The 13,613-nt window shown below is 61.7% G+C and carries 13 protein-coding genes and 3 tRNA genes; 5 read left to right on the plus strand and 11 right to left on the minus strand.

The window, feature by feature from the left end:
- Nucleotides 1–64: 64 nt before the first annotated feature.
- From F3G95_RS04105 to gltX, 3 genes are all read right to left on the minus strand, one after another.
- Nucleotides 65–2,353, minus strand: a complete 2,289-nt coding sequence (locus F3G95_RS04105) for a PP2C family protein-serine/threonine phosphatase (RefSeq protein WP_149793939.1) — start codon at nucleotides 2,351–2,353, stop codon at nucleotides 65–67.
- 200 nt (nucleotides 2,354–2,553) lie between these two features.
- Nucleotides 2,554–2,850 (minus strand): hypothetical protein, encoded by a 297-nt coding sequence (locus F3G95_RS04115; protein WP_149793940.1) that lies wholly within the window; start codon nucleotides 2,848–2,850, stop codon nucleotides 2,554–2,556.
- Between the two features lie 35 nt (nucleotides 2,851–2,885).
- Nucleotides 2,886–4,304, minus strand: coding sequence for a glutamate--tRNA ligase (gene gltX / locus F3G95_RS04120; protein WP_243130269.1), 1,419 nt, complete (start codon nucleotides 4,302–4,304; stop codon nucleotides 2,886–2,888).
- Nucleotides 4,305–4,766: 462 nt separating this feature from the next.
- Here gltX and F3G95_RS04125 point away from each other — a divergent pair, with 462 nt between their 5' ends.
- Entirely contained in the window at nucleotides 4,767–5,018 is a 252-nt protein-coding gene (locus F3G95_RS04125; protein ID WP_015564383.1) for an AbrB/MazE/SpoVT family DNA-binding domain-containing protein, read from the plus strand.
- An 18-nt stretch (nucleotides 5,019–5,036) separates the two neighbouring features.
- A complete protein-coding gene (locus F3G95_RS04130; protein ID WP_149793942.1) occupies nucleotides 5,037–5,963 on the plus strand; it encodes an alpha/beta fold hydrolase in 927 nt (308 codons plus the stop codon).
- 51 nt (nucleotides 5,964–6,014) lie between these two features.
- Here F3G95_RS04130 and F3G95_RS04135 read toward each other — a convergent pair whose 3' ends face one another.
- The 6 genes from F3G95_RS04135 to F3G95_RS04160 form a co-directional block, all read right to left on the minus strand.
- On the minus strand, nucleotides 6,015–7,502 hold the full coding sequence (locus F3G95_RS04135) for a lipopolysaccharide biosynthesis protein (protein ID WP_149793943.1): 1,488 nt from the start codon (nucleotides 7,500–7,502) through the stop codon (nucleotides 6,015–6,017).
- Between the two features lie 139 nt (nucleotides 7,503–7,641).
- Nucleotides 7,642–8,190, minus strand: coding sequence for a M48 family metallopeptidase (locus F3G95_RS04140; protein ID WP_243130263.1), 549 nt, complete (start codon nucleotides 8,188–8,190; stop codon nucleotides 7,642–7,644).
- Nucleotides 8,172–9,095 (minus strand): DMT family transporter, encoded by a 924-nt coding sequence (locus F3G95_RS04145; protein ID WP_149793944.1) that lies wholly within the window; start codon nucleotides 9,093–9,095, stop codon nucleotides 8,172–8,174. Before F3G95_RS04145 ends, F3G95_RS04140 begins: the two co-directional genes overlap by 19 nt.
- Nucleotides 9,092–9,625: a hypothetical protein gene (locus F3G95_RS04150; protein ID WP_149793945.1), complete on the minus strand. Its 534-nt coding sequence runs from the start codon at nucleotides 9,623–9,625 to the stop codon at nucleotides 9,092–9,094. Before F3G95_RS04150 ends, F3G95_RS04145 begins: the two co-directional genes overlap by 4 nt.
- A gap of 85 nt (nucleotides 9,626–9,710) precedes the next feature.
- Nucleotides 9,711–10,991 carry a family 10 glycosylhydrolase gene (locus F3G95_RS04155; RefSeq protein WP_149793946.1) on the minus strand — a complete coding sequence of 427 codons (1,281 nt, stop codon included), beginning with the start codon at nucleotides 10,989–10,991 and terminating at the stop codon, nucleotides 9,711–9,713.
- Nucleotides 10,988–11,482, minus strand: a complete 495-nt coding sequence (locus tag F3G95_RS04160) for a conjugal transfer protein TraD (protein WP_149793947.1) — start codon at nucleotides 11,480–11,482, stop codon at nucleotides 10,988–10,990. The genes F3G95_RS04155 and F3G95_RS04160 overlap by 4 nt, the downstream gene beginning before the upstream one ends.
- A gap of 134 nt (nucleotides 11,483–11,616) precedes the next feature.
- Between F3G95_RS04160 and F3G95_RS04165 the strand changes: the two genes are divergently transcribed.
- Both F3G95_RS04165 and F3G95_RS04170 read left to right on the plus strand, forming a co-directional pair.
- Entirely contained in the window at nucleotides 11,617–12,036 is a 420-nt protein-coding gene (locus F3G95_RS04165; protein WP_149793948.1) for a hypothetical protein, read from the plus strand.
- 80 nt (nucleotides 12,037–12,116) lie between these two features.
- A tRNA-Ile gene (locus tag F3G95_RS04170) sits at nucleotides 12,117–12,190 on the plus strand.
- A 313-nt stretch (nucleotides 12,191–12,503) separates the two neighbouring features.
- Here F3G95_RS04170 and F3G95_RS04175 read toward each other — a convergent pair.
- Both F3G95_RS04175 and F3G95_RS04180 read right to left on the minus strand, forming a co-directional pair.
- Nucleotides 12,504–12,597: transfer RNA gene (locus F3G95_RS04175), tRNA-Ser, on the minus strand.
- Nucleotides 12,598–12,628: 31 nt separating this feature from the next.
- Nucleotides 12,629–12,716: transfer RNA gene (locus tag F3G95_RS04180), tRNA-Ser, on the minus strand.
- Nucleotides 12,717–12,937: 221 nt separating this feature from the next.
- Here F3G95_RS04180 and F3G95_RS04185 point away from each other — a divergent pair.
- Nucleotides 12,938–13,570, plus strand: a complete 633-nt coding sequence (locus F3G95_RS04185) for an XRE family transcriptional regulator (protein ID WP_015564416.1) — start codon at nucleotides 12,938–12,940, stop codon at nucleotides 13,568–13,570.
- The last annotated feature ends 43 nt before the right edge of the window (nucleotides 13,571–13,613 follow it).

Here is a 13,613-nt window from a genome sequence, read left to right on the forward strand (position 1 = left end):
TATGTCTCTCCTATGATCGATCAAGATACTGACAAGTATACCCTCTCGCTGCCCAAAAAGCAACTCAGCTGTTTTCGAGCCGGAGGACAGCGGCGGTAATGTCGTCGGGACGGCCCCGCTGGACGGCTCGGGCGCGGGCGGCTTCCACCAGCTTTTTCGCCAGAACGTCGGGCTGTTCTGCCTTGGCAGCGGAGAGTTCCAGCTGCTGCATCACCCAGCCGGGGCCGTCCACCAGGAGACCGTCCGATACCAGCACCACATAGTCCCCCGCCGCCAGATGCACCACCCGGCTCTGTCCGCTGACGCCGCCGAGGATGCCCATCGGCAGGCTGGCTTCGCCCACAGCCCGGGCCTTGCCCCCATGCACGAGAAAGCCCGGGGCCGCACCGGCCTTGAAGAGCCGGGCTGTGCCGGTATAGAGGTCTACGCTCACGAGGTCGAGGGTCGCGCCGCTCTCCTCGTCGCTCTTGAGGGCCAGCGCCACGTTCACGAGCCGGGCCGCAAGCTCTGCGGTAAAGCCCGCTTTGAGCAGGCGTGCCGTCAGCTCTGCGGCAAGGTTGCCGTCTACTGCCGCCGGACGTCCGGTCCCCATGCCGTCGCAGAGTATCATCTGGGCCGCCGCCGCGCTGCAGAACTGCTGGACCGCGTCGCCGGAGATCTCGCCCCGCGCCGCCGCGCCCGCCGTCCCGAATACGGCCCGGAGCAGCGGCTTTTCGGCAAAGAGCAGGGTGGTCATCCCCTTGCAGGAGAGCACCTGCGGCGGCTCGAGGCTGCGGCGGCAGATGCGCCCCACCTCCACGGCCAGAGCGGCCAGCTCTTTTTCATTGAAGCGGGTGCGGGGCAGCGTCACAGCCGCCCGGGTGCGGCCCAAATCGTCCAGGGTCACAGCACATTCCAGCGGCGGCGTCCCCAGCTGAGCGAACAGCGCCGACACCCGGCCAGACTTGTAGGGCTCCGGGCTTCCGGGACGGCCCAGCTGTTCACTGAGGACGCCCAGTGCATCGGCCACGGCGCTGTACTGCTCAGTGAGGGCCGTCCGCATGGCCTCGGAGTGGACGCGGGCCTCCCGGCGGCTGCGGTAGAGTGCAAACGCCTTGTCCCCCGCCGCGCAGAGCGCCGCCGGGTGGATGCACCGCGCCAGCTGACCGGGCAGAAGTGCCGCTTCCAGATGGCCTTTTTCTTCCAGAATGGGGCGCAGGGCCTCCATTCCTTCCAGGGTGGAGGCGTGCTCCTGCTTCCAGCAGACTTCCCGCCGTCCGCAGTTGGCGCAGAGGCCGTCGTGGATGTTGTCGATGACCCAGCGGAAACCCTCGCACCGGCGTGGAAAAGCGTCGTACACCTCGTTCACCGTCTCCGCCAGCGAGGAGAGGCTTTCGGCCACCGCTTCCAGCCGGGTCGCGGCGGCAGAGAGGCGCGGCCGCTCGTTGCCGGGCGGGTCGTCCTCTTTGAGGGCGGGCATCAGCCAGCCCGCAGGCAGCAGGGCGCAGAGCCCCGCACCCGCCCCGGCACTGAGCAGAAAGCTGAACGCCCCCGCCAGCGGCTGGATGCAGAGCACCCCCGCCACGCAGCCGCCCGCATAGGCCGCAAGCCCCTCCACCCGTCGCGCCGGGGCAAGCACCGCCGCAGCGGCACACCCACAGGCAAGCCCGGCGGCGGCAGGCGCAAGGGCAGGGTCTGACGCGGCCAGAGCCGCACCCGTCACCCCGCTGAAAGCCAATGCCTCCAGCGGCAGGCCCTTGCAGCAGAGGGCCAGCTCTGCCGCCGCACAGGCCATCACCCCGGGCAGGAAGAAGCCAAAGCTCATCCCGCCCAGTGCGGCGGCCACAGCGGCAGACAAGATCAGACTGCCCATGCCCGGTTTTTCGGGCGGGAAGCGCCGCAGGCCGTATCCCGCCGCTGCTGCCAGCAGGGCGTCGCCGCCGCAGAACAGGATGGTCTGAACGCCGTTTTCCTCCCCCGCCGCGAAGCAGACTGCGCTTCCCACCAGTGTGCCGCAGCCCACTGCCGCCGCCGGGACGAATCGGCCGGGCCAGAGCCATCGTGCCGCTACCGCCGCACCCAGTGCGCAGAGCAGGCAGACGCTCTCCACGGTCAGCGTGCCGAAGCTCCGGGCCAGCACCCCCAGTGCGGCCCCAGCGGCTCCCACGGCGAAGCAGTCCTCCGCAAAGCCCAGTGTCAGCCCCAGCCCGAAAGGCATCAGCGCACCGTACAGCACGGCCCAGCCTCCGGCCAGCCCCAGCAGGAACGCGCTCCCCTGCCGCAGGGCGGGCCGCACTGCCGCCCGCGCCCGGAGCGCACCGTTCACCCGCTTTTTCCCGTCCGTGAGCTGTATCGTCCGAAAAGACACCTGCATGAAAAAATCCCCGCTTTCCGGCGGGGATCTTTTGCAATATCACGCTGTGTTGTTCTGTTTCCCGCGCCTTCTGCGTATACTGTAGCGCAGGGTGCGCGCAGTTTTTGGCGGGGTGATGGAATGGGATAAAATCTCAGCAGAAGTAGTGCGCTTCGCCAAAAAAGCTCGTCCATTTTGCGACCACCTCGGCACTTCGCGCCTCAATGATGGCCATGATGTTCCGCAGAACGCGGGGCGGCATTTTCGACCCCTCCCTCTTTGGAGAACTGCAGGATCAGATGAGCCGTAGATTCCACAAGCTCCTGATACCGGGCAATTTCCTCCGGGGTAAAGCCGTTGATGTCTTCCCATTTGTAATCCGGAAGATAGCAGACAGCAGAATGGAAGCAGTCCTTTGCATCCGGCTTTTCAAAATAGACCTTCACGCGGCCATCCGGGAGCATCTCCGAATGGACGACCTCGGTGTTATCGTCCAACGTCATAAACGGATACATCATACAGACTGCCTCCTCACTTTTTATTATAAGGTATTTCAGCCATTCAGCTTCTCGATAGCGGCCTTCACCCGCTCGAGGGTCGTTTCGCGGCCCATCATGCAGGCGAGGTCGGTGCCGCCGCCGGGGGTGCGCTGCTTGCCGGAGAGGGCGATGCCCAGCGGGTAGAGCAGCCAGCCATTCTTCTTGCCCAGCTCCTCGGCCTTGGCCTTGCAGGCGTCGAAGACGGCGTCACGGTCATTGAAGTCCAGTGCCTCGTCGCTCAGCACGGGCAGCAGGGCTTCCAGCGCCTCCTTTGCAGACTCAGGGGTGGTCTTCTGCTTCTTGTTGGCGTAGAGGCTCACGTCATACTCGGGCATGGCGTCGAAGAAGTCCAGCTGCTCGGGGATCTCGCCCAGGACCTCGCAGCGGGGCTGCAGGTTTGCACAGAGCAGCTTCTTGTTGATGGGGGTATGGACGGCGCTGTCGATCCAGGGCTCAGCCTTGGCGAGGAACTCCTCGGGGGACAGGCGGCGGATATACTCGGCGTTGATGGCCCGCAGCTTGAGAGGGTCGAAGATGGCGGGAGACTTGGAGATACCGTCCGGCGTCCAGATCTTGACCAGATCAGCCAGCGAGAAGATCTCCTGCTCGGCATACTCGCCCTTGGGGCTCCAGCCCAGCAGGCAGATGTAGTTCAGGATCGCCTCGGTCAGGTAGCCCTTTGCAACGAGATCCTGATAGCTGGCGTCGCCGTTTCGCTTGGACAGCTTGTTCTGAGCGTCCTTCATGACCGGCGGGCAGTGGATGTAGTTGGGGATGTTCCAGCCGAAAGCCTGGTACAGCAGGTTATACTTCGGGGTGGAGGACAGATACTCGCTGCCGCGGATGACGTGGGTGATGCCCATGAGGTGATCGTCCACGACATTTGCGAAGTTGTAGGTGGGCATACCGTCGGTCTTGATGAGGATCTGGTCGTCCATCTCGCTGTTGTTGACCTCGATATGGCCGTAGACCATATCGTCGAAGCCGGTCACGCCCTCGCGGGGGATCTTCTGGCGGATGACGTAAGGCTCACCGGCGGCGAGGCGCTTTTCCACCTCTTCCCTGGGCAGGTCGCGGCAGCAGCCATCGTAGTGGGTCATCTCACCGTGGGCGCGCTGCTCGGCGTGGAGGGCTTCCAGACGCTCCTCGGTGCAGAAGCAGTAATAGGCCTTGCCCTCAGCCACCAGCTGCTCGGCATACTGCTTGAACATGCCCATGCGCTCGCTCTGGACGTAGGGGCCGACGGGGCCGCCGATGTCCGGGCCTTCGTCCCACAGCAGGCCGGTCTCCCGCAGGGTGTTGTAGATGACATCCACAGCGCCCTCCACGTAGCGGCCCTGGTCGGTGTCCTCGATGCGGAGGATGAAGGTGCCGTCATCGTGCTTGGCCATCAGATAGGTGTACAGGGCCGTGCGCAGGTTGCCAACGTGCATATAACCCGTAGGCGAGGGAGCAAAACGGGTGCGGATATTATTGTTCGGCATAATGATTTCTCCTTTTATCGCAATTCTCAAAAATAGTGCCTATCAAAATAGCATATTTGCGATATGCAGTTTGCGGATGTTGCTTGTGCATTAAAAACGCAAACTGCTATAATCTATCATAGGCAAATGAATTGCAAATATCTCTGCCTAAGTTTACCCTCTCCGGCCCTGTTTGTCAACGGAGACAGCAAAGAGGAGCAGTCTTGGCCGCCACTCTTTGCTTCTTTGAGAAGTTTTTGTCGAATCTGCCCGTTTAGATTGACGAATGGCTCAACTTTTTGTATACTGAACAGGCACGAAGTTGACAGAATTTTCCTGTTTTTCCTGCACAGGAACATTTTTTGCGTTGTGTCGGTGTAAACGACGCTCATTCTGCCATCTTTCCGGACACACTGAAAAGGAGAAATGAATATGAAAACAACTGGCATCGTTCGGGGCATCGATTCTCTGGGCCGCATCGTCCTCCCCAAGGAGCTGCGCACCAATATGCACATCGACAAGGACTCGAAGCTCGAGATCTTCGTGGAGGGCGATCAGATCATCCTCAAAAAGCACCGTCCCGCCGGAAGCTGCGATTTCTGCGGTGAGCTGGCGGCCGACATGGCCCAGTATGAGGGTTACTGCATCTGCCCCGCCTGCCGGGCCAAGATCGCTGCGCTGTAAACGGAAAAGGAGAATCACATGAGTCAGATGACCGACTTCACCCTGCCCTCCTGCGTACCGGGCCGGACGCTCCATGCATTCCGCTGTGTGCCGGAGGGTGAGGTGCGGGCCATCCTGCAGCTCTCCCACGGCATGGTGGAGTTTATCGACCGGTACAAGCCTCTGGCCGAATATCTGGCCGCCCGGGGCATCCTTGTCACCGGCCACGACCATCTGGGCCACGGCGGCTCCATCCGCACCAGGGCGGATTACGGCTATTTCGCCCAGCCCGACGGCAACCGCGCCGTCCTCGACGACCTCCACGCTGTCACTGCGCTGACGAAGCAGCTCTATCCCGGCGTCCCCTATTTTCTGCTGGGCCACAGCATGGGCTCGTTCTACGCCCGGCAGTACCTTTGCGAGTGGGGCGGTGAGCTTGACGGAGCCATCATCATGGGCACCGGCTTCCAGCCCAAAGCGCTGGTCGCCACGGCCCGGGCGCTCTGCCGGGTGCTGGCCGTCTTTTTCGGCTGGGAGCACCGCAGCAAGCTGGTGGCGAACCTCTCCTTCCTCGGCTACAACAGGGGCCTCGAGGGCCGCACGCCTCAGGACTGGCTCAACCGCGACCAGGCCGAAGTGGACAAGTACCGCGCCGACGAGCGCTGCATGTTCACCTTCACCCTGAACGCCTACTACAGCATGTTCACAGGCATCCTGCGGCTGTACGACCCCGCCGTTCTGGCCGGGGTGCCGAAGGACCTGCCCCTTCTCTTCCTCGCCGGTGACGCCGACCCTGTGGGCGAGCGCACCGCCGGAGTCCGGCGGGCCATCCAGAGCCTCCGGGACGCCGGTGTCGGGAACATCGAGTCGAAATTCTACCCCGGCGCCCGCCACGAGCTGCTGGTGGAGACGAACAAAGCCGAAGTGTTTGCGGACATCGCGGACTGGCTGGACAGACAGATCTGATAAACATAACGGGGCTGTTGTGCAACAGCCCCGTTTTTTTGTTTTTCTTCTTTACTTTTTGGCTGCCCAGCCGTCCACGACAGCCACAAGGGCCTTGCCCCGGCGGCCCAGAATTTTAGGCAGCAGGATGCGGGCCATGGCCCAGACGCCGGAGAAGTTGTACAGGATGATGAGGGCGGTAATGATGCCCGTCCAGAGGCCGTACAGCGGCGTATCGGCCAGCAGTACGAAAGCCTCGAACACCAGCGCGGCGGCGTTGACGAGGACACGGCCCGGGTGGACATGCATCCCGATCATGCCGTGGGCATCAATGGCGCGGAGAGTGAACACCAGACCGAGGCCGAGGAAGGACGCATAGGTCGCACCCACAGGACCCCACCACTTGATGAAGAGGTAGTTCATGAGGCAGTTGCTGACGGCACCGGCCATCATGGTGACCATGCTACGCTGGGACTTCTTATTCACGACATAGACGCTGTTCATGAACTGGTTGAAGCAGCTGCAGGTAGACGCCAGCACGAGGAACGGCACGAAGTGCCATGCGTAATAGTAATTGGACTTCATGACGTGCATGACCGGGCGGCAGAGCCAGATGATGCCCGCTGCACAGCAGAACAGCACGCTGGAATAGGTGCGGAAGATCTGGGTAAAGAACTTGGCTCTCCCCTCTTCTTCGGTGACAGCCGACAGCTGCCATGCGTCGTAGAAGATAAGGCCCAGCGTCGTGAGGATGGTGGGCAGGAAGTAGCCGGTGGAGAGCAGGCCGCTCCATGCGTCGCCGCTGTGGCCGTCGAGGCCGTCGCACATCTCACGCACAAAGAACAGATCGGAGGCGTTGATGATCCAGAAGCTTATCTGGGCCGGTATCATGGGCAGCGAGAAGTGGAGCATCTGCTTCCAGAGGGTCTTGTTGATGCCCTTCAGCTCGATGAAATCCCAGAGCTTGCCGGTGAACATCAGGAAGAGCACGCTCACGAGGTCGCCGCTGATAATGGCCAGCAGATAGCCGTTGGCCCCCCACTTGAAACCCACCAGATAGAGCACATAAAACGCCATGGTCGCCACGGTGCAGAGCACGCCGTCCACGGCCACCAGCTTGTTCCACTGGCGGCTGCGCACGAACTGGGTGCAGAGGGTGCGCAGGCAGCTCATCAGGACGTAAATATAAATGAGCAGGCCGTACTGGGCCATATCGGGCAAAAACTGCGCCACCGGCCAGCAGAGCACGAGGATGCCGAAGCCGCCGAGGATGGTGAGCAGGCCGTTGGTGAACACCTGCTTTTCGCTGTTGCCCTTGTCGAGGCCGAAGCGGATGATGGCGTTGGACATGCCCATCGACACAAAGGGGATGAGCAGATTGGCGTACTGGCTCAAAATCTTCGACAGGCCAAGGTCGGAGATCTCTGCCATCGCGTACGTCAGGAACGGCTGAACGATGAGCGTCAGCAGCTTGGACGAAAAGCTGCTGATGGCAAAGATGATGGTATTGCCGGCGAGCTTCGAATATTTATCGCCGCCGGAGGTCTTTTCGCTTTCCAAAAGATTTTCTCCTCTATTTTTTACTGGCTTGCCCTCTCAGTCAGACCCTTTCGGGTCTGCCAGCTCCCCCAAAGGGGGAGCCTTTTTGCCTCTCCCTTTGGGAGAGGTGTCACCGAAGGTGACGGAGAGGGCAAGGCCGTTATCCTTTTAATAAGTCTCTTCGGGCTTTCCAGTCCGGCATCAGCTTCGCCACTTCGGCCCAGAAAGCCGGGCTGTGGTTGGGCTGCAAAAAGTGGCAGTACTCATGCACTACCACATAGATCTGTGCCGCCTCGGGCATATTGTAGAGCTGGAGCGCGAAGGTGATCTGGCGCTTCGCCATGTGGCAGACGCCCCAGCGGCTGGTCATGCTGCGCACTTTGATGGTGGGCTTCTGCCCGCCCAGCACCCCGGCAAAGGCCGGGTAGACCTTGTCGCTCATGGCCGTGAAGTGGGCCAGGGCGGCCGCCTTGTCAGGCAGTTCCTCCTGCCGCTTTTCGCGGGCGGCCTGCCGGGCCTGTGCAGCCCGTATCCACTCCGCCTCGGCGATGACGTAGGCGTCAGCCGCTTCCAGCGTCGTGCGCAGGGGGATGCTGAGGGCCACGGTGCCGTCCCGCCGGACGTGGAGGTTGAGCCGCTTGACCCGCCCCCGCGTCAGCTCATAGGGGATGCCCCCGGCCGCCCGCAGCATCACGCGCTCTTTTTGCATCTGCGCAGCTCCGCAAGGGGCAGCTGAGACAGCACGACGGCGGCGAAGATGAGGGCGCAGCCTGCGCTCTCCCGCATCGAAAGGTTCTGGCCCAGCAGCAGCCAGCCGCCCAGCGCGCTGAATACACTTTCCAAACACATGATAAGGCTGGCGATAGCGGGGTTCAGCTCTTTCTGGCCCAGGATTTGAAGCGTATAGCCCGCGCCGCTGGACATGACGCCGCAGTAGACCACCGGCAGAAAGTTTGCGCCGTACTCCGCCAGCGTGGGCGTCTCGAAGATCAGCGCCGCCGCAGAGCTCTCCACAGCCACCACGATGAACTGGATGAGACTCAGCCGCACACCGTCCACAAGCGGCGAAAAGTGGTCGATGGACATGATCTGGAAGCTGAACAGCACGGCGCAGCTGAGAAGTATCCAGTCGCTGGTCTCAATGCCGCCGAAGCCGTTCTTCATGCAGAGCATATACAGGCCCGCCACGGCGATGACCATGCTGACCCAGAGCTGAGCGCTGCCCTTCCGGCCCAGAAAGAGGCCGAACACCGGCACCAGCACGACGTACATGGCCGTCAGGAACGCGGCCTTGGCCGTGGACGGGTTGATGGTGATGCCGATCTGCTGAGCCGCAGAGGCCGCGAACAGGAAGGTGCCGCAGACGAGGCCCGCCGCCAGCAGGGTCTTTCGCTCCGACTTCTCTTTCGGCCAGCCGTAGGGCTGGCCCTGTTTTTTGCGCACGGCGTCGAAAGCGAACACGGTGGGGATCAGCACGAGGACAGCCAGCCAGCTGCGCCCTGCGAGGAAGGAATAGGCCCCCATGCCGGAGCCTGCGCTCTGGGCGACGAAAGCCGTACCCCAGATAAAGGCACAGAGCATCAGCATGAGCGAATGTTTGGTCTGTGTCTTCATCCTGCGATGCCCTCCACTTTGAGTCCTCCATAGAGGTAGTAGCGGCTGGAATCGTAGGAGATGGTCAGGCGGTAGCTGGCCGCCGGGTCCAGCCCGGAGATGACGCAGCGGTAGTTCTGACCATCGGTCTTGATATAATAGGTGCTTCCGTTGACGTACTGTGCGCCGCCGGCCACCTTCTGCCAGACGGACACCTTGTACCGCTGGGTGCCCTCGGCGGTGCCGTAGCCGGTGATGGTCAGGCTGCCGCCCGGGACGGTGAAGTAATCGGTCTGGCGGCTCCAGATGCCGTTGAACACGAGGTTCAGGCTCCCGTTCACCGCCGCCGAGGCATACTTGGCCGAGGCGTCAGCAATGCCCTCGATGTTCAGCGGGTCGCTGGTCGGTTCGGCCCAGCGGGTGCTGTCCTCTTCCTGCACCTCATTGTCCGCGCTGTTCTTCATGTCCAGCACAGTCTTGACGCCGGACGCAGCCACAAACAGTACCAGCACCGCCACGACGAGCAGGGCGATTCGCTTTATCTTTTTCATGATCTTTTATCCTCAAATTTTGTTTTAACACGAGGTTTTAGACGATTTATATAGTATACCGCATTTTGCTTTTCCATACAAGAGTTCAGGCTGTAGTCAGAGCGGCCAGCGCCGCACGTTCGGCGTCGGCAAGCTCCGGCCGGGCTGACCGGAACAGCGAATCGTACCGGTAGAGCGCCCAGCCGCCCGCGCCGAGGCTGTGCAGACGTTCCACCTGCCGGGCAAGAGCGCTGCCCGTACACCACTGGCTCCGGCTGTCCTCGTTGGCACCGCCGTCCCCCTCGCCGATGCGATAGGCCCCCAGCCCGAAGTAGAGGGCCGTGGATGCCGCCCGGGGCATGGCCAGCCACTCCGGCACGATGTTCTCGAAGGCGAAGCGGGTGCTGCCCGACTGGAGGGTATAGCCGCAGCCCCAGTATATCTGCGGGCAGAGGTAGTCCACCACGGCGTTTTCGCCCTCGGCGGCCAGCCATGCTTTCACGTCGCTGTACTGCTGTCCTAGGTCGTTGTCGGGGTTCCCCTGGGGGCTGACGCCGAAACGGAGGGTGGCGTCGGCGGCTTTGACGGCATCGTGGGCCGCTTTCACCAGCGCAGTGACGTTCTGCCGCCGCCATGCGGCCAGATCCCCCGCGCCGCTGGCGGCGAACTGGGCCGCGTCCAGCGCAGCGTCTGTCGTGGGGTAAAAATAGTCGTCGAAGTGGATGCCGTCCACAGCGTAGTTCTGCACCAGCTCGGCCACGCCCTGCACCACATAGTCTGCGGCTTCCGGGATAGCCGGGTTCAGGTACAGCCCCTCACCCACGGCGCAGACCCACTCGGGATGTACATTGGCAAGGTTATTTTCCGCCAGCGCGGGCGGCATCTTCGCCGAGGAGCGGAGGCGGTAGGGGTTGACCCACGCTTCCAGCGAAAGGCCCCGGCTGTGTGCTTCGGTGATGAGGACGTCCAGCGGGTCGAAGCCGGGGTCCTGCCCCTGCTCGCCGGTGCAGAGATGGCTCCACGGGAAGAGGGTGCTCCTATAAAGCGCATCCCCGAAAGGCCGCACCTGCGCGATGACGGTGTTCAGCCCGATGGACAGACAGTTGTCCATCAGCTCCGCCGCACCGGCACGGAAGGCTTCTTCGGAGGAAAAGTCCATCCCGGCCCATTCCAGATAGCTCACCCAGACGGCCCGCCATTCACCCGTGGGCAGGGCGGCGTTTGGCTCTGCTTCGTCCGTCGTCGGCACCGACGACGCCGAGGCCGTCTGGCCCCGGCCCAGCAGCACCGCTGCCCCGGCCAGAGCGGCACAGCCGGCCCCGGCCAGGAACGCCCGCCGCCCGAACCGGCCCCGCCGGGCGCGGCGTCTTCTCCGCCGCTGGGTCATGCGTCCTCCTGCATCTTATAAAGACTCAATGCCGCCCAGCCCCGGGCGCAGGCCAGCAGCACCCAGAGCAGGTTCGTCCAGAAGCCCAGCGCGGCCATGCCGCCGTATTTCGCCATCAGCAGGAAGAACAGGTGGAGCGCTTCGGCGGCACCCACCAGCTGCAGCTGGCGCTGGACGGCCATGCCGCGCTTATACTCGGTGCTGAGCAGCAGCGGCCACGCCAGCGCAGAGCAGAGGTAGCCCGCCCAGCCGTTGACCATGTAGCTCACCATCAGCAGCACGAACACGCCGGTGAAGTTGCGTTTTTCCCAGCTTGCCGAGCCTTTTTCCGCTGCGAGGAAGAGGGCCGCGATGCCCGCCGCGGCGAATGCGATCTGCTCGATGAGGCCGAAGCTGGTGCCGCTCAGGACGGCAAAGCCGTTGAGCATGGAGGCCGCTGCGGAAGCCAGCAGCAGGAAATACCAAGTCTTTCGCGTGAATTTGAGTTTCATATCGTCCCTCCCGCCCGCAGAAAGGGCGCAGGCTCCCCATCAGTTTTTGGAATTTTTCAAATATTATAACACATTTCGGGGCGTGTTGTGTTACAATAAGGAAAACTCGACACAAATTCCATCGGGAGGCGCACATGAACGCTGTTTTTTCCATCCTTCTTCTCGCGGCCATTCTGGGCTTTATCGTATTTCTGCTGTCTAAGAAAGACCAGAGCCGCCGCAGCCAGTACGGCCCCAGCGGCCTGTCCGAGTTCCGCACCGACCTGCCGCTGGACGACTGCTTCGACCGGCTGGACCAGCACAGCCCGGACGATGTCTTTGCCTACGAGTGCCGCCGGGAGAACGACGGCGGCTTCACCCTCCACCTGACGCTCCATCAGCCCACCCAACAGCCGCTGGACACCCTCTACACCCTCCGGTTCGACCCGGGCCGCCAGACCATCGTGACCCTCATCTTCATCCGGGAAGCTTTTGGCTACAAAGAGCCGCTGTTCCAGCCCGCGATGCTGGACGAGTTCATGCTGCGCAAGTTCGACGCCCGCCGCACAAAATAATTCCGGCAAAGGGATTTGCTTTTTTCTGATTTTTTGGTATACTTATAGTTAGTCCATGTGCGGCAGACCGCCGTCTTCGTGGGCCAGTAGCTCAGTTGGTCAGAGCTGGCGGCTCATAACCGCTTGGTCGCGGGTTCAAGTCCTGCCTGGCCCATAACAAAAAGAACCCCGGCTTAGGCTGGGGTTCTTTTTGTTATTTTGGGCCAGCGGACTTGAACAGCAGCCGAGCCGACCGCCGCCTGCGGCGGAAGCAGGAAGGCGAGGCTGGGGCCGCGCTCTGATTTTTCAAAGCCTTGCCAAAAGGCTGCAGAAAAAATCAGCAAGCGCAACTCGTCAAGGCGGCATTTCCGTTTTATCCCATTATAAGAAATCCGGGTGCAAAAGTAAATCATCCGCCCCAAAAATTCACAAAAGGGTGCAATAATGGAAAAAGCCCGGTGGTTTCAACGAACCATCGAGCTTTTTCTTGGCGGAGTAGGAGGGATTTGAACCCTCGCGCCGTTGTTTAGACGACCTACGCCCTTAGCAGGGGCGCCTCTTCGGCCTCTTGAGTACTACTCCAGAGCAAAGTGCGTTACACTTATTCAAAAAATGGCGGAGAGAGTGGGATTCGAACCCACGGTACGTTGCCGTACGGCAGTTTTCAAGACTGCTTCCTTAAACCACTCGGACATCTCTCCTCGTGGGCACTCGCACACGCCGTACCGAATGCCTATTTAATTTACCAGATTTCCGGCCTTCTGTCAAGCCCAAATTGAAAGTTTTTCGTCCAGTCCTGCAAATCCCTCTCACGCGACAACCTTTTTTTGGCTGGCCGCTCACTTTTCTCTTTACAAAAACATCTTTTTGTTGTACAATAAAAGCATAAAATATTGACCTCGGAGTAAAGGAGTGTACGACCATGTCGTTTTCAGAGCTTTTGAAGCAGTGCCGCAAGCAGAAGGGGATCAGTCAGGCTGAGCTGGCATCCAAACTGGGGGTGACCCAGCAGGCCGTCGGCAAGTGGGAAAGCGGCAAATCCTCCCCCGACCCCGCCACGGTGGCCCGCATCGCTGAGATTTTGAGCACCACAGCTGATTTCCTGTTGGGGCTCTACCGTCCGGTGTCCAACGTGACCACCCCCGAGGAGCGTTTCTTCGGCAACTACGCCGAGAGCCTCATCCCGGTCATCGGCACCGTGAAGGCCGGGTACGGCGCACTGGCCTTTGAGGAGGACTACGGGCAGGAGTATGCCCGCGTCAAGGACCCCTCCAATTACTTCTACCTCGTCGTGCGCGGCGACAGCATGGAGCCCCGCATCCAGGACGGCGACCTCGCCCTTGTCCACAAGCAGGACACGCTGGAAAACGGTGACCTGGGCGTTCTGGTCTACGGCGACGAGGGCGAAGGCACCCTCAAGCGGTATATCCAGCGGGGCAACTGCGTCGTTCTGCAGCCCTTCAACCCCGCTTACAACGAGCTGGTCATCAAGGGTGAGGACCTGAACCGCCTGCACATCGCGGGCCGCGTGGTCGAGACGAAGGCCAAGTGGTGAGTCTCTCCCCTGCCCCACGGCGCTTCCGATCAGCAGCTGTGGG

It is taken from the genome of Faecalibacterium sp. Marseille-P9312 (assembly GCF_902497445.1).
GTDB classification, from domain to species: Bacteria; Bacillota; Clostridia; order Oscillospirales; family Ruminococcaceae; genus Faecalibacterium; species Faecalibacterium longum.

What these genes read in the sequence shown, in the direction of transcription:
- F3G95_RS04105 (WP_149793939.1), bottom strand. Translation starts at nt 2,353, where the DNA reads ATGCAGGTGTCTTTTCGGACGATACAGCTCACGGACGGGAAAAAGCGG.
- F3G95_RS04115 (WP_149793940.1), bottom strand. Translation starts at nt 2,850, where the DNA reads ATGATGTATCCGTTTATGACGTTGGACGATAACACCGAGGTCGTCCAT.
- gltX (WP_243130269.1), bottom strand. Translation starts at nt 4,304, where the DNA reads ATGCACGTTGGCAACCTGCGCACGGCCCTGTACACCTATCTGATGGCC.
- F3G95_RS04125 (WP_015564383.1), top strand. Translation starts at nt 4,767, where the DNA reads ATGAAAACAACTGGCATCGTTCGGGGCATCGATTCTCTGGGCCGCATC.
- F3G95_RS04130 (WP_149793942.1), top strand. Translation starts at nt 5,037, where the DNA reads ATGAGTCAGATGACCGACTTCACCCTGCCCTCCTGCGTACCGGGCCGG.
- F3G95_RS04140 (WP_243130263.1), bottom strand. Translation starts at nt 8,190, where the DNA reads ATGCAAAAAGAGCGCGTGATGCTGCGGGCGGCCGGGGGCATCCCCTAT.
- F3G95_RS04145 (WP_149793944.1), bottom strand. Translation starts at nt 9,095, where the DNA reads ATGAAGACACAGACCAAACATTCGCTCATGCTGATGCTCTGTGCCTTT.
- F3G95_RS04150 (WP_149793945.1), bottom strand. Translation starts at nt 9,625, where the DNA reads ATGAAAAAGATAAAGCGAATCGCCCTGCTCGTCGTGGCGGTGCTGGTA.
- F3G95_RS04155 (WP_149793946.1), bottom strand. Translation starts at nt 10,991, where the DNA reads ATGACCCAGCGGCGGAGAAGACGCCGCGCCCGGCGGGGCCGGTTCGGG.
- F3G95_RS04160 (WP_149793947.1), bottom strand. Translation starts at nt 11,482, where the DNA reads ATGAAACTCAAATTCACGCGAAAGACTTGGTATTTCCTGCTGCTGGCT.
- F3G95_RS04165 (WP_149793948.1), top strand. Translation starts at nt 11,617, where the DNA reads ATGAACGCTGTTTTTTCCATCCTTCTTCTCGCGGCCATTCTGGGCTTT.
- F3G95_RS04185 (WP_015564416.1), top strand. Translation starts at nt 12,938, where the DNA reads ATGTCGTTTTCAGAGCTTTTGAAGCAGTGCCGCAAGCAGAAGGGGATC.